Raw genomic sequence first — 14,609 nt, 5'->3', positions numbered from 1 at the left:
GGACGGCTTCGGTATAGACGCTGTGCACGACGCGTCCAACGGATGGGGAGGCAGGAACGACGGTGGCGGAGCGGAGCACGGCTGCCGTCGACGTGGCCAACGAGAGCGGTCAAGCGCCGCTCGCCGCCGGCGCGGGCGGGGCCACGGGCGACGGGGCAACGGCCCAGAGCAAAACGCAGGACGCTGAGCAGAAGACCTCGGAAGAGGCCGCGCCGACGACATCGATCCCCGAACCACCGGAGCTCCACAGCGGCCACAGACTCGCCCGGCGCTATCGTCTCGAAGAGTGCGTCACCCGCGTTGACGGCTTCAGTAGTTGGCGGGCCGTCGATGAAAAGCTCCGCCGCGCCGTCGGCGTCCACCTGCTGCCCGCCGATCACCCTCGGGCTCGCACAGTGTTGTCAGCGGCCCGCTCGGCGGCGCTGCTGGGCGATCCACGCTTCGTTCAGGTCCTCGACGCCGTCGAGGAGAACGACCTCGTCTACGTCGTCCATGAATGGCTGCCTGACGCAACCGAGTTGAGCCCGCTGCTCGCTTCGGGACCGCTGGAACCGCACGAGGCGTACCAACTCGTCAGCCAGGTCTCCCAGGCCATGGCGGCCGCGCATCGCGAAGGCCTCTCCCACCTTCGGCTCAACCCGAGCTCGGTACTGCGCTCGGAGTCCGGTCAGTACCGCATCCGGGGACTCGCCGTCGCCGCCGCGCTGCGCGGAATCGAGTCGGACCGCCCCAAGCGCACCGACACCGAGGCGATCGGCGCGTTGCTGTACTCGGCACTGACCGGCCGCTGGCCTTACCCGGAGGACGCCCACGGGCTCAAGGGCCTGCCCAAGGACCTCGGTCTGGTCTCCCCCGACCAGGTGCGGGCGGGTGTGCACCGGGGTCTTTCCGGGCTGGCGATGCGTGCCCTGATCAATGACGGCGCCCATCCGTCTCGTCATGAACAGCCGCTCACCACCCCTGAGGAACTCGCCAAGGCCGTCGCGGCGCTCCCCAGGATCCGCCCCCCGGAGCCGCAGGCACCAACGTTCCCTCAGAACGCCTACCGCCAGCCCCCAGCACGTCCCGCCCAACCGGGCGTCACCCGACATGCCCCGGTGGCACCGCCGCCGCCACCGGCGCTGTCCGGCCGGGCGGGCAAGGTGTTCAAGTGGAGCGTCGCCGCTCTGCTCATCGCCGCTCTGGGACTTGGCAGTTGGCAGGTCGCGGACACCCTGATGAACCAGGGCGGTCAGTCGGGATCCAACCAGCAGCAGCCACCGCAACAGCAGAAGGGCAGCACGGGCGGTACACAACACGGCGCCCCCAAACCGCTGGCCATCGCTGGCGCGAAGGAGTACGCGCCGGACAACGTCCCGCAGCACCCTGGTCAGGTCAATGACACCTACGGCCACAACGGGTCGAAGTACTGGATCAGCCGCACCTTCAACGAGGGTCCTGTGCTGGCGCCCTTCAAGCAGGGCGTCGGCATCGTCTACGACCTGGGCTCGGCGCAGAAGGTCAGTGGCGGCACGATCACGTTCCGGTACAGCGGTTCCTACACGGCGCTCACGCTGTACTCGGCGGACTCACTGACGCCGTCGACGCAGCCCTCGGGAATGCACCAACTCGCGTCGGCGCGGACCGAGGGCAGCACCGCCCAACTATCCGTCAAGGACCCTGTGCCGACGCGGTACGTCCTCGTCTGGATCACCGCGATGCCGAACTCCCCTGAGGATTCCAGCACGTACAGCGGCGCGGGCTACAAGCAGGCCATAACGAACGTGTCGTTCACCGGCCTGTCATCGTAGGAGGACGCGTGGCGTTGGGCGAGGGATCGCATGAGGAGGCCAGTGATCTGGAGCTCCTCTCCCGCCATGTCGCGGGCGATCCCGACGCCTTCGGGGAACTGGTACGCCGCCACCGCGACCGTCTCTGGGCGGTCGCGGTACGTACTCTCGGCGACCCCGAAGAGGCCGCGGACGCGGTGCAGGACGCCTTTGTGTCGGCGTTCCGCTCGGCCCACACCTTCCGCGGCCAGTCCGCCGTCACCACATGGCTGCACCGCATCACCGTGAACGCCTGCCTCGACCGGGCTCGCAAGGCCGCCTCCCGTCGCACCGCACCGCTCGCCGACACCGAGCAGTTGGAGACCCTGGTCGAGCCGCACGAATCCGCCGAGGTCCCGGCGGAGCGCGGGGAACTCCACCGCGAGCTGATCCATGCGCTCGCCACGCTCCCGCCCGATCAGCGCGCCGCTCTGGTCCTCGTGGACATGCAGGGCTACCCGGTCGCCGAGGCCGCCAAGGTCCTCGACGTACCGCCCGGAACGGTCAAGAGCAGATGCGCCCGGGGCCGCGCCCGGCTGCTTCCGCTGCTCACCCATCTGCGTGCGGCCGGTAGGGATAGCGCAGGTCCCGGCAGGGGAAGGAACCGGACGGAGGCGACATCCGTCCCAGAGACGTCAGCGAAAGATCCGAAGGGCGCCGTGAAGGGCGGAGGTGGTCAACAGTGACATCCACGGCCAGCACGGACGAACACCCCGAGGTCTCTGAGATCTCCGCATTCGCCGAAGGCATCCTTCCGCCCGAGCGCACCGCCATTCTCCGCGGTCACCTTGCCGACTGCGTCGTGTGCACCGATGTACGAGACTCGCTGGACGAGATCCGGAACCTGCTGGGCAACCTTCCCGGACCGCCGCGGATGCCCGCCGATGTCGCGGGGCGAATCGACGCCGCCCTCGCCGCCGAGGCGCTCATCAACGCCACCGCGCCCGACTCGACATCCGCTGCCGCGCCGACACCGACGCAGCCATCCGCCACGGCGGCCAAGACCCATGTTTCACGTGAAACAGCGCCGTCGGCCCACCGGCCCGCCGGGCATGCCCCCGCTTCCACCGGCCCGGGGCGGACCGGTCCACGGCGGCGCCGGGGCCGCACGCTGCTGGCCACCGCGAGCGCTGCCGCTGTACTCGCCCTGGGTGGACTCTTCGTGAACTCCCTCGGGTCGTCCCACAGCAGTTCTGAAGGCCGCGCCACCGCGGGCGCCCAGCAGCCCGGCGCCTTCTCCGGCACGGCGCTGCCCACGAAGGTCCATGAGCTCCTCGACAACGGCGGTACCGCCGCCTCTCCCAAATCCGGTGGAAACGCCGAAGAGACGCCCTTCGCCACCCACGCCGCGCCCGCACCATCCTGCGTTCTGAAAGGCACCGGCCAGACCGGGACCCCGCTGGCCTTCTCCCAGGGGATGTACGAGGGACACGCCGCATATCTGGTCCTGCTTCCGCACCCGTCCGACTCGGCCCAGGTCGACGCCTATGTTGTCGACGCGTCGTGTGTAAGCACGGGATCTTCCACACCCGGGCATCTCCTCACCCAGCAGACGTACAGTCGCCGCTGAGCCGCCACAGCCAGCCGCCCTGGGCGCTTCCACCGTGTGAACCTTTACCGCGTGAGCTGACGGAGAGCGGTAACGGTCGGGCCCCCCGGGAATTCGCGCATCGTAGGATCCGTTAGGCGGGGTGAAGCTTCCGCACAGGGTTCCCAAGCAGTCGGCAGAGACGAGGAAGACAGCCGTGAGCGATGTCCGCAACGTGATCATCATCGGGTCCGGGCCAGCGGGCTACACCGCGGCCCTCTACACTGCCCGCGCCTCCCTGAAGCCCCTCGTCTTCGAGGGCTCGGTGACCGCCGGCGGTGCGCTGATGAACACCACCGAGGTGGAGAACTTTCCCGGCTTCCGCGACGGCATCATGGGCCCCGACCTGATGGACAACATGCGGGCCCAGGCTGAGCGCTTCGGCGCCGAGCTGGTTCCGGACGATGTGACGGCAGTGGACCTCACCGGCGAGATCAAGACCGTCACCGACTCGGCCGGCAACGAGCACCGCGCCAAGGCGGTCATCGTGAGCACCGGGTCGCAGCACCGGAAGCTGCACCTGCCCAGCGAGGACGCGCTGTCCGGACGTGGCGTCTCGTGGTGTGCCACCTGTGACGGCTTCTTCTTCAAGGACCAGGACATCGCCGTGATCGGCGGTGGCGACACCGCGATGGAGGAGGCCACCTTCCTCTCGCGGTTCGCCAAGTCCGTGACCGTGGTGCACCGCCGTGACACCCTGCGGGCCTCCAAGGCGATGCAGGAGCGGGCGTTTGCCGACCCGAAGATCAAGTTCGTCTGGGACAGCGAGGTCGCCGAGATCCACGGCGACAACAAGCTCTCCGGCCTCACGCTGCGCAACGTGATGACCGGTGAGACCTCCGAGCTGCCGGTGACCGGCCTGTTCATCGCGATCGGCCATGACCCGCGCGTCGAGCTGTTCAAGGGGCAGCTGGAGCTGGACAACGACGGCTACCTCAAGGTCGACTCGCCCAGCACCCGCACGAACCTGACCGGCGTGTTCGCCGCCGGTGACGTGGTCGACCACACGTACCGTCAGGCCATCACCGCCGCGGGCACCGGCTGCTCCGCCGCACTGGACGCCGAGCGGTACCTGGCCGCTCGTAGCGATGCCGAGAAGACCGCAGAGCCGGAGAAGACGGCCGCCGCCATCTGAACCACCCCCCGTAGACCCACCCCTGCACGCAGCAACACTGAGGAGAATTCCGTGGCTCTCAAGTCCGTAACCGACGTTAGTTTCGAGGAAGAGGTCCTCAAGAGCGACAAGCCCGTGCTCGTCGACTTCTGGGCCGAGTGGTGCGGACCGTGCCGCCAGGTGGCCCCTTCACTGGAGGCGATCGCCGCGGAGCACGACGAGATCACCATCGTCAAGCTCAACATCGACGAGAACCCGACCATCACCGCCAAGTACGGCGTGATGTCGATCCCGACGATGAACGTCTACAAGGGCGGCGAGGTCGTCAAGACCATTGTCGGTGCCAAGCCGAAGGCCGCGATCGAGCGCGACCTGGCCGACTTCATCGGCTGATCTTCCCCGGCACAGGAGAGGGGGCGCCCATCGGGCGCCCCCTCTCCTTGTTTCACGTGAAACGTCGCTCACAGCGGCCGCAGGGCCGGTTCCTTCTGGACGGCACCGAGCAGACGGTCGATGGCCATCTCGACATCTTCCTTCCAGGAGATGGTGGTCCGCAGGTCCAGTCGCAGTCGGGGGTACCGCGGATGTGGCCGCACCGTTTTGAAGCCCACCGCCGTCAGATGGTCCGCGGGCAGCACGCAGCCGGGCTCCTCCCACCGCGCGTCGCCGAAGGCCTCAATCGCCTTGAACCCCCGCCGCACCAGATCCTTGGCCACTGTCTGGACCAGCACCCGGCCAAGCCCCTGGCCCTGGTAGCCCGGCAAGACCCGCGATGTCATCAACTGGACCGCGTCGGGAGAGACGGGGCTGGTGGGAAACGCCATGGACCGAGGCACATAGGCGGGCGGGGCATAGAGCACGAACCCGGCCGGTACTTCGTCCACGTACGCGACCCTGCCGCACGAGCCCCACTCCAGCAGGACAGCCGAGATCCACGCTTCCTTCTCCAGCTCCGGCTTTCCCGCCTGGGCTGCCGCCTCGCCGCTCACCGGGTCGAGTTCCCAGAACACACAGGAGCGACAACGCTTGGGCAGATCCGGAAGGTTGTCCAAAGTGAGCGGTACGAGCCGACGCCCCATGGCCTCAGGCCCTCATCTCTACCGGCCGACCGGCCGACCCCGAGGACGTGCAGCGCTGCGCCGCTACTCGGCGAGCGGACAGGGGGTCCTCAACATCGTTGGCCGGATGGGCAGTGGCCGCCTTACGTGCTGCGGCGAGTGCGCGGCGCTCCTTCAGCAGGCTGCCGACAAAGCCGCCTACCGCCCCCAGACTCAACCCAGTGGTCACAAGCGTCGTCTTGTGCCACTCATGACCCAGCAGAGTGCGGCTCACCGATCGCATGGGCTTCCCTTCACCGTGGAGCGCCATACCCACCCGCATCGTAACCGGGTCGCGACCTGGCCGATACCGAGGGCCCGCAAAGGGCGGGTCGCGTTCCGAGAAACGCGACCCGCCCCATTCGAATCCAGGAGAGCCTTCAGCTCACTCCGATTCGTCCTGCTCGGACTCCGCCGCCAGTCCCTGCTCCAGCACCCTGCCCTCGCCCGGCGCGATCTCGCCGAGAATGCGCTCCAGATCCTCTATCGAGGCGAACTCGACGACGATCTTTCCCTTGCGCTGCCCCAGGTCGACCTTCACTCGGGTCTCGAAGCGGTCCGAGAGCCGGGTGGCGAGATCCGTGAGGGCAGGGGACAGCCGCCTGCCCGCCCGCGGGCCCTTGGGCTTCTTCGTGGAGCTGGGCTCGGCGGCCATCAGCGCCACGATTTCCTCGACCGAACGCACGGAGAGCCCCTCGGCGACGATCCGCTGGGCCAGCCGGTCCTGCTCCTGGACGTCGTCCAACGCGAGCAGCGCGCGGGCATGCCCAGCCGACAGCACACCCGCCGCGACCCGCCGCTGGACGGGGGCAGAGAGCTTCAAAAGCCTCAGAGTGTTGGAGACTTGAGAGCGGGAGCGTCCGATGCGGTCGGCCAGCTCCTCATGGGTGCAGCTGAAGTCATGCAGCAACTGGTCGTAAGCAGCGGCCTCTTCAAGCGGGTTGAGCTGAGCCCGGTGCAGGTTCTCCAGCAGCGCGTCCAGCAGCAGCTTCTCGTCATCGGTGGCCCGAACGATGGCGGGGATGCGCTCCAGTCCCGCCTCACGGCACGCCCGCCACCGGCGCTCGCCCATGATGAGCTCATGGCGCCCGGGACCGGTCTGTCGCACCACGACCGGCTGGAGCAGGCCGACTTCCTTGATGGAAGTGACCAGTTCAGCCAGTGCGTCCTCATCGAAGACCTCACGCGGCTGCCGCGGGTTCGGAGAGATCGTATCGATCGGCAGCTCGGCGAAGTGGGCTCCGGCAACCTCGGAGGGCTCCACTTCGGTGGTGACAGCCTCGGTTTCACGTGAAACGGGGATGTCGGCCACTGATGGGGTCTCGCGTCCCCCGTGGTCCACCAGCCCCGCGACCTTGGCCGCCGCGACTCCGCGTTCCGGCGATAGCACCGGCACCGCGGACGGCGAGGTGACCGCCGTGCCTACCGCCGAGCCTGACTTCTCGGATCCCGTCGGCGCAGCGGGAATCAGCGCACCGAGCCCCCGCCCCAACCCTCTGCGTCGCTCGCTCACTTGGTCCCCTCCGACATACTGTGCTGGCTGTACTCATTGTTCTGGTGAGCCATGTGCGCGTGCTGCCCGTCGTACTCCACGCCCGGCCCGACGCCGCGAAGCGCCATTTCCCGCGCGGCCTCAAGGTAGGACAGCGCCCCGCTGGAGCCTGGATCATAGGTGAGCACCGTCTGCCCGTAGCTGGGTGCCTCGGAGATGCGCACCGAGCGCGGGATGCTGGTCCGCAGCACCTCCTTGCCGAAGTGGCTGCGCACTTCCTCGGCAACCTGCGCTGCGAGCCGGGTACGTCCGTCGTACATGGTCAACAGGATGGTCGACACATGCAGCTTGGGGTTGAGGTGGCCGCGCACCAGGTCCACATTCCTCAGCAGCTGGCCAAGGCCCTCCAGGGCGTAGTACTCGCACTGGATGGGGATCAGCACCTCTGCACCGGCGACCAGTGCGTTGACTGTCAACAGGCCCAGCGACGGCGGGCAGTCGATGAGGATGTAGTCCAACGGCTGTTCGTAGGACTCGATCGCACGCTGCAGACGGCTCTCCCGAGCCACCAGTGAGACCAGCTCGATCTCGGCGCCGGCCAGGTCAATGGTGGCGGGCGCGCAGAACAGCCCCTCGACGTCCGGGACCGGCTGCACCACTTCGGAGAGCGCTCTGCCCTCCACCAGAACGTCGTAGATGGACGGAACTTCGGCGTGATGGTCGATGCCCAGCGCCGTGGAGGCATTGCCCTGCGGGTCCAGGTCCACGACCAGTACTCGCCCACCATGCAAGGCGAGGGACGCGGCGAGGTTGACCGTTGTGGTGGTTTTGCCCACCCCGCCCTTCTGGTTGGCGACCACGATCACTCTGGTCCGTTCGGGCCGAGGGAGCCCCTCACCGGCCCTTCCCAGTGCCTCTACCGCCAATTGGGCGGCCCGGCCGATCGGGGTGTCGTCCATGGGAGGCAGCGTTTCACGTGAAACATCCTCCCCTGTCGATTCACTACGGGGGCCGGGGACCGGGTCGGTCATCGGTCCCGCGGTATTGGCGTCGGACCGCAAGGATTCACTCTCCTCGACTGCAGGCTCGCGATGCACAGAGCCTGCCATGTTTTCCGGGTCGTGAACCAGTGAGGCCCGTTCTCCTGTGGATGAATCTGTGGATGAGTCCACCGCATGGAGGGGCTTACGCAAGCGCCCCTCGGCCGCCGCGCGGCCACGGCTGAGGATTCCTGGCAGCAGTGAGCGACGTTTCACGTGAAACACGATGCACAGACAGCCGTCCGTTTAGTTCACGACACTCCGAAATATGTAGTTTTGGCCGTTTGTATGGAGCACAACGACGGGGATCACACAGCGTCAGCGACGCCGACGACCGCCCTTCTCGGGACGGTTCGCCCGCGCCGCCTTGGCCCTACGGGTCGCGGCGCGCACCCCGCCCGGACTCTCACCGACCAGCACCCGGACCACCGTGGACGGCGGATCCATCACACCCACGCCCGCCAGCACAACGGAAGTCTCCACCGCTCCAAGCTTGCTGAGTGCGGCACGCGCGGCCTTCAGCTCCTCCTCCGCGGTGTCGCCCTTGATCGCGAGCATTTCCCCGTGCGGCCGAAGCAGCGGAAGCCCCCACCCCGCGAGCCGGTCCAGCGGCGCCACCGCCCGCGCGGTGACCACATCCACCGGGGGAAGGTGGCCGATCATCTCCTCGGCGCGGCCGCGGACCACCGTGACGTTGTCCAGCCCCAACAGCATCACGACCTCCTCCAGGAAGGTCGTCCGCCGCAGCAGGGGCTCCAGCAGGGTGATCCGCAGATCCGGCCGCGCCAGCGCCAGCGGAATCCCCGGCAGCCCCGCACCTGAGCCGACATCGCACACCGACACCCCTTGCGGGACCACGTCGGAGAGCACAGCGCAGTTCAGCAGATGCCGTTCCCACAGCCGAGGGACCTCGCGAGGGCCGATCAAGCCTCGGCGCACCCCGGCGTCGGCAAGCAGTTCTGCGTACCGCACGGCATCAGCGAACCGATCACCGAAGATCGCGTGCGCTTGCTCGGGCGCGGGGGGAAGCTCGGCTGCCTCCGTCACGGGACTGTCCCTTCAGTTCCACGGTGCCCATACCGCGGCGCGGCCAGGGCCCGACTAGCAGGCTGACAAGTGTCGGCCCCGCCTGCGTCTACCCCGGGGCGCCCCCGGGCCCCAGGCGGGGCCGTCCAACATGGTGCGTACAGCGTCAGGCCGGGAGAACGACCACCCGGCGCTCGGGTTCCTCGCCCTCGGACTCACTGCGCAGCCCCGCCGCCGCCACCGCGTCGTGCACGACCTTGCGCTCGAACGGCGTCATAGGCCGCAGCTTGACCGGCTCACCGGTGCCCTTGGCCTCCTCGGCCGCCTTCGCACCGAGCTCGGTGAGCTCAGCGCGCTTACGGGCCCGGAAGCCGCCGATGTCCAGCATCAGTCGGCTGCGGTCGCCGGTCTCCCGGTGCACCGCCAGACGGGTCAGCTCCTGCAGCGCCTCCAGCACCTCACCGTCCCGGCCGACCAGCTTCTGCAGGTCGCGGCTGGCCGAGTCACCGACGATCGAGACCGCGGCACGATCGCCCTCGACATCCATGTCGATGTCACCGTCGAGGTCGGCGATGTCCAGCAGGCCCTCAAGGTAATCGGCGGCGATCTCCCCTTCCTGCTCAAGGCTGGTCAGGGCGTCCTCGCCCTCGACAACGGGGGTGTTGCCTTCCGTCACGGATGGACTCCTATCCATATGCGCTGCGCTCGCTCGGCGCGGATTCTTCCGGCGCTACTTCTTCGACGGGTGCTTGGACCGCTGCTGGCCCTTGCGCTGTCCGCCCTTGGACTGTCCGCCCTTGGACTGCCCTGCCGAGCCACCGGACGGCTTGGCGTCCTCGGGCTCCTTGGTCGGCTTCGGCTCGTCACCGGCACCGGACGAGTCCTGGGCTCCCGGGTCGCTCTTCACCGAGTCGACGGGCGTCGTCTGGCCGGCGCCCGACTGCCGCTGGGCCTTGGTCTGCCGCTTGGGCTGCTGGCGCTTGACCGGCTGGCCGCCCTCGGTGGTCCTGGCGGCGGTCTTCGCCGGCTCCTCGACGAGCTTGCCCTTGACCCGCAGCCGCTCCTGGCGCTCCTGGTAGGCGAGGCTGCCCGGGGTGGGGTTGCGGCGGATGACGAACATCTGCTGGCCCATGGTCCACACGTTGGTGGTCAGCCAGTAGACGAGGACACCGACGGGGAAGTTGATGCCGAAGACGGCGAACATGACCGGGAAGACGTACATCAGCATCTTCTGCTGCTGCATGAACGGCGTCTTCACCGTCATGTCGACGTTCTTCGTCATCAGCTGGCGCTGCGTGTAGAACTGCGACGCAGACATCAGGACGATCATGATGACCGTGACGATCCGCACATCGGTCGCCGAGGCACCGAGCGAAACAATCTTGCTGGCGCTGTCGGTGAACTTCACCGACAGCGGCGCGCCGAAGATGTGTGCGTGCCGGGCGCTGTTCAGCAGGCTGCTGTGGATGACGCCGACCTCGTGGCCGCTGGCGATGTTGTGCAGCACGCCGTACAGCGCCATGAAGAACGGCGACTGAGCGATGATGGGCAAGCAGCTGGAGAGCGGGTTGGTACCCGACTCCTTGTACAGCTTCATCATCTCTTCGGACTGACGCTGCTTGTCGTGCTTGTAGCGCTCCTGGATCGCCTTCATCTTCGGCTGGAGCACCTGCATGTTCCGCGTCGCCTTGATCTGCTTGACGAACAGCGGGATCAGGCAGATCCGGATCAGGACCACCAGCGAGACGATGGACAGACCCCACGCCCAACCGCTGTCAGGGTTGAAGATCAGGCTGTAGAACGCGTGGAACTGGACGATGATCCACGAAACAGCGGTATAGAGGGGACTCAGGATCGTTCCCACAGATCAGGCTCCTTGGGCAGTGGGCTGGGTCTTGGTCGCCCTGTTGGCATCGACGGAGGGGGGTCCGCCCTGGTCTTTCCGTAGCGCTTGGCGCAGTCGAGCGTGCCACGGCGGTCGCTTGCGCGGCGGCGGGTAGTCAACGCCGCCGAGGGACCACGGGTTGCACCGCAGGATGCGCCACGCGGTCAGGGCCGAGCCCTTGACCGCGCCATGCACGGCGATGGCCTCGTACCCGTAGTGGGAACAAGAGGGGTAGTACTTGCAGACGGGCCCGAGCAGCGGGCTGATCGTCCACTGGTACAGCTTGATGAGCCACATCAACGGATATTTCATCGCGCGCCCTTCCCCCCCAGTAGCCGCCGCAGTGCGGCATCCAGGTCGCGGGCCAGGCTTGCGTGATCCGCGGCGCCGGCGCCGGGCAGTGCCCGTACAACCACCAGGCTACCTGGGGGCAGCTCGGACAGTCGTTCGCGAACGAGGTGTCGAAGGCGGCGCTTCACGCGGTTCCGTTCGACGGCACCGCCCACGGCCTTGCTCACGACGAAACCCGCACGCGCCGGGGGAGCACTCCCCCCCGTAGCGTGCGGGTCCGTGATGTCTCGCAGGTGCACGACGAGTAGTGGGCGTCCGGCTCGGCGCCCTCGTCGTACCGCTGTCGCGAAGTCCTGGCGCCGCCTCAGCCGGTTCTCGGTGGGCAGCACGGCATGACCCGTGCGATCAGGCGGACAGGCGCGCGCGGCCCTTGCTGCGGCGCGTCGCGAGGATGGCGCGCCCGGCACGGGTGCGCATGCGCAGCCGGAAGCCGTGGGTCTTCGCGCGGCGGCGGTTGTTCGGCTGGAAGGTGCGCTTGCTCACTCGGGGGCTCCAGGAATGCTTGGTGTCTCGTCCGTTTCGTCCGAGACCTGTGTGGGGCGTCGCTTGGCTGTCACCGTGCGCCCACGAAGCTCGCGATACGCCCTAGGTGTACCGCTTATCCAGTCACCTGAAGTGATCTGTGCCCTTCGTAAGGCAGGCGGCAGCAGCCATCGACAACTCGACCTGGTCACGGTACGCGGGGCTGAGCCGTCCGGTCAAACCCGGCCCCCTAGGACGACGCGCCGACCCCGACCCACTGAAGCAGGCCCCGCTGGCACATGGCACATTTGTACACACCCTGTGGACAACGACTTGAACCACGTACGGGCGCTGACTACCGTGGCTGAACTCAGTTATCCCTCACCGAACCAACCCGACATACTTCCCGCACTTCCCGAGAACCACACCTTCGTGGGACACGTCGGCGCCCTCTCATGCCAGCGAGCGACCCCACCCAACGAGCGAGAGAGCGTGCCCTGTGGCTGATGTGACTGCCGATCTAGCCGCAGTGTGGCCACGCGTGCTCGAGCAGCTCCTCGCCGAGGGCCAGGGCGTCGAAGCCAAGGACCAGCGGTGGCTCAAGGTGTGCCAGGCACTGGCACTCGTCGCCGACACGGCACTGCTCGCCGCACCCAACGAGTACGCCAAGGGCGTACTCGAAGGCCGCCTGCTCCCGTTGATCACCGAGGGCCTGAGCCGTGAGTTCGGCCGCCCGATCCGGATCGCGATCACCGTCGACGCCAGTACGGACTCGGCTGCCCCGCAGAGCGGGCCGGTCCAGGCGCCGCCCGCGGCGCAGCCCCCCGCCCCCGCCCCGTACGCCGAGCAGCGCGGGCAGTGGGACGAGTACGGCCGCCCCGGCGGCGACGGCCCGGTGATGCGCCGTGCCTACCCCGACTACCCCTCCGGCCGCGAGACCACCGGCGGGTGGCAGCGTCCCCCGGGCGCACCTGACGCGTACGGCCACGGGCCGAGCCACGGCCGCCCGCAGGACGACGGCCACGGCCGCGGCCCCGTCGATGCCGACGGCTGGCCGCAGCAGCACCACGGGGGCTTCGCCGAGCGCGACGCGTACCCGCCCGTACCGCAGCGGGACTACGGCCAGCAGCAGCCCTACCAGCAGCGGCAGCACACCGAGCGGCCGGGCGGCGGCCGTCCGCAGGATCCGCTGCCCACGTCGCCCAGCGGCGCCCCAGGACCACTGGCCGCACAGCCCGCCCCCGCGACGGGACCCGGTGAGCCGACGGCCCGGCTGAATCCGAAGTACCTCTTCGACACCTTCGTCATCGGCGCCTCCAACCGCTTCGCGCACGCCGCGGCGGTCGCGGTCGCCGAGGCACCGGCCAAGGCGTACAACCCGCTGTTCATCTACGGCGAGTCGGGCCTGGGCAAGACACACCTGCTGCACGCGATCGGGCACTACGCGCGCAGTCTCTACCCGGGCACCCGGGTGCGGTACGTGAGCTCCGAGGAGTTCACCAACGAGTTCATCAACTCGATCCGCGACGGCAAGGGCGACGCGTTCCGCAAGCGCTACCGCGAGATGGACATCCTGCTGGTCGACGACATCCAGTTCCTGGCGAGCAAGGAGTCGACGCAGGAGGAGTTCTTCCACACCTTCAACACGCTGCACAACGCGAACAAGCAGATCGTGCTGTCCTCGGACCGGCCGCCCAAGCAACTGGTGACCCTGGAGGACCGGCTGCGCAACCGCTTCGAGTGGGGACTGATCACCGACGTCCAACCGCCCGAACTGGAGACGCGGATCGCGATCCTGCGGAAGAAGGCGGTGCAGGAACAGCTCAACGCCCCGCCGGAGGTACTGGAGTTCATCGCCTCCCGGATCTCGCGCAACATCCGCGAGTTGGAGGGCGCGCTGATCCGGGTGACGGCCTTCGCCAGCCTCAACCGGCAGCCGGTGGACCTGCAGTTGACCGAGATCGTGCTCAAGGACCTGATTCCCGGCGGCGAGGACGCGGTGCCGGAGATCACCGGGAACGCGATCATGGCGGAGACGGCCGCGTACTTCGGGCTGACCGTGGACGACCTGTGCGGCTCCTCGCGCAGCCGGGTCCTGGTCACGGCGCGCCAGATCGCCATGTATCTGTGCCGGGAGCTGACGGACCTGTCGTTGCCGAAGATCGGCGCGTTGTTCGGCGGTCGCGACCATACGACGGTGATGCACGCTGACCGGAAGATCCGCGCGCTGATGGCCGAGCGGCGGTCCATCTACAACCAGGTGACCGAGCTGACCAACCGCATCAAGACCTGAGAGCGCGCACGGATTCACCGCTGGCGCCCTGGAAGTTCACTTCCAGGGCGCTTCTTGTTGTTCGATTCTGCAGCTCGACATGCTCGTACTCCACAGGTTCCGGCCGATTCGACTGTCCACAGGCTGGGGAGTACGAAGTTGTCCCAACTGCCTCCACAGACAAGGCTGTCGTACACCCATCGCCCCTGCTCAGCGGCGTGTGGAATTGTGGTTAACCGCCCTCCACAGCCTGTGGACAACAGGGGCCTCCACAAGGCCCGTTGGCGGTTGTCCACCGGCTGCCCACAGGTGGAGCGCGGTTATGAACAGCTTCTCCGGGCTTCTCCACACCCCTGTCCACTGTTCGGCAAGGCGACGGCCGTCGTCGCCGGATGGAGTGAAAGGCGTCACACCAAGTCGACTGGTTGGGCTGGGGAGAACGCGGGTATTCCTGGGGACGAGGCTGGGGAGAAC

15 protein-coding genes are annotated in these 14,609 nt (G+C 67.9%); 6 read left to right on the top strand and 9 right to left on the bottom strand.

The features are described from left to right. Positions 1 to 62 precede the first annotated feature (62 nt). The 5 genes from P2L57_RS25735 (at position 63) to trxA (ending at position 4,903) form a co-directional block, all read left to right on the top strand. Positions 63 to 1,790, top strand: coding sequence for a protein kinase family protein (locus tag P2L57_RS25735; RefSeq protein ID WP_275818444.1), 1,728 nt, complete (start codon positions 63 to 65; stop codon positions 1,788 to 1,790). An 8-nt stretch (positions 1,791 to 1,798) separates the two neighbouring features. Continuing rightward, complete coding sequence (gene sigM / locus P2L57_RS25730; protein WP_275818443.1) at positions 1,799 to 2,494, top strand: RNA polymerase sigma factor SigM; 696 nt, start codon at positions 1,799 to 1,801, stop codon at positions 2,492 to 2,494. Then, positions 2,491 to 3,378, top strand: coding sequence for an anti-sigma factor family protein (locus tag P2L57_RS25725; RefSeq protein ID WP_275818442.1), 888 nt, complete (start codon positions 2,491 to 2,493; stop codon positions 3,376 to 3,378). The genes sigM and P2L57_RS25725 overlap by 4 nt, the downstream gene beginning before the upstream one ends. Positions 3,379 to 3,553: 175 nt before the next feature. After that, entirely contained in the window at positions 3,554 to 4,531 is a 978-nt protein-coding gene (gene trxB, locus P2L57_RS25720) for a thioredoxin-disulfide reductase (RefSeq protein WP_275818441.1), read from the top strand. Between the two features lie 51 nt (positions 4,532 to 4,582). Further along, positions 4,583 to 4,903 carry a thioredoxin gene (gene trxA / locus P2L57_RS25715; RefSeq protein ID WP_275818440.1) on the top strand — a complete coding sequence of 107 codons (321 nt, stop codon included), beginning with the start codon at positions 4,583 to 4,585 and terminating at the stop codon, positions 4,901 to 4,903. Between the two features lie 68 nt (positions 4,904 to 4,971). Here trxA and P2L57_RS25710 read toward each other — a convergent pair whose 3' ends face one another. The 9 genes from P2L57_RS25710 to rpmH form a co-directional block, all read right to left on the bottom strand. Next, positions 4,972 to 5,589, bottom strand: a complete 618-nt coding sequence (locus P2L57_RS25710) for a GNAT family N-acetyltransferase (protein ID WP_275818439.1) — start codon at positions 5,587 to 5,589, stop codon at positions 4,972 to 4,974. Positions 5,590 to 5,992: 403 nt separating this feature from the next. Next, positions 5,993 to 7,120, bottom strand: a complete 1,128-nt coding sequence (locus P2L57_RS25705) for a ParB/RepB/Spo0J family partition protein (protein WP_275818438.1) — start codon at positions 7,118 to 7,120, stop codon at positions 5,993 to 5,995. After that, positions 7,117 to 8,208: an AAA family ATPase gene (locus P2L57_RS25700; RefSeq protein WP_275818437.1), complete on the bottom strand. Its 1,092-nt coding sequence runs from the start codon at positions 8,206 to 8,208 to the stop codon at positions 7,117 to 7,119. The genes P2L57_RS25705 and P2L57_RS25700 overlap by 4 nt, the downstream gene beginning before the upstream one ends. Before the next feature lie 249 nt (positions 8,209 to 8,457). Beyond that, positions 8,458 to 9,186 (bottom strand): 16S rRNA (guanine(527)-N(7))-methyltransferase RsmG, encoded by a 729-nt coding sequence (gene rsmG / locus P2L57_RS25695; protein ID WP_275818436.1) that lies wholly within the window; start codon positions 9,184 to 9,186, stop codon positions 8,458 to 8,460. 145 nt (positions 9,187 to 9,331) lie between these two features. Continuing rightward, the gene (locus P2L57_RS25690; protein ID WP_275818435.1) at positions 9,332 to 9,841 is read right to left on the bottom strand and encodes a Jag family protein; all 510 of its coding nucleotides are present in this window, start codon (positions 9,839 to 9,841) and stop codon (positions 9,332 to 9,334) included. A 54-nt stretch (positions 9,842 to 9,895) separates the two neighbouring features. Beyond that, positions 9,896 to 11,029: a membrane protein insertase YidC gene (yidC, locus tag P2L57_RS25685; RefSeq protein ID WP_275818434.1), complete on the bottom strand. Its 1,134-nt coding sequence runs from the start codon at positions 11,027 to 11,029 to the stop codon at positions 9,896 to 9,898. A gap of 3 nt (positions 11,030 to 11,032) precedes the next feature. Continuing rightward, on the bottom strand, positions 11,033 to 11,362 hold the full coding sequence (gene yidD / locus P2L57_RS25680; protein WP_275818433.1) for a membrane protein insertion efficiency factor YidD: 330 nt from the start codon (positions 11,360 to 11,362) through the stop codon (positions 11,033 to 11,035). Then, positions 11,359 to 11,730, bottom strand: coding sequence for a ribonuclease P protein component (gene rnpA / locus P2L57_RS25675; protein ID WP_275818432.1), 372 nt, complete (start codon positions 11,728 to 11,730; stop codon positions 11,359 to 11,361). Before rnpA ends, yidD begins: the two co-directional genes overlap by 4 nt. Positions 11,731 to 11,746: 16 nt before the next feature. Then, positions 11,747 to 11,884, bottom strand: coding sequence for a 50S ribosomal protein L34 (gene rpmH / locus P2L57_RS25670; protein ID WP_003975051.1), 138 nt, complete (start codon positions 11,882 to 11,884; stop codon positions 11,747 to 11,749). 478 nt (positions 11,885 to 12,362) lie between these two features. On the opposite strand from rpmH, the gene dnaA reads away from it, so the two are divergent. Next, on the top strand, positions 12,363 to 14,156 hold the full coding sequence (gene dnaA, locus P2L57_RS25665) for a chromosomal replication initiator protein DnaA (RefSeq protein WP_275818431.1): 1,794 nt from the start codon (positions 12,363 to 12,365) through the stop codon (positions 14,154 to 14,156). The last annotated feature ends 453 nt before the right edge of the window (positions 14,157 to 14,609 follow it).

Origin of the sequence: Streptantibioticus ferralitis (genome assembly GCF_029223525.1) — a bacterium.
Lineage (GTDB): Bacteria > Actinomycetota > Actinomycetes > Streptomycetales > Streptomycetaceae > Streptantibioticus_A > Streptantibioticus_A ferralitis.
This window is presented reverse-complemented; position numbering and strand designations above follow the sequence as displayed.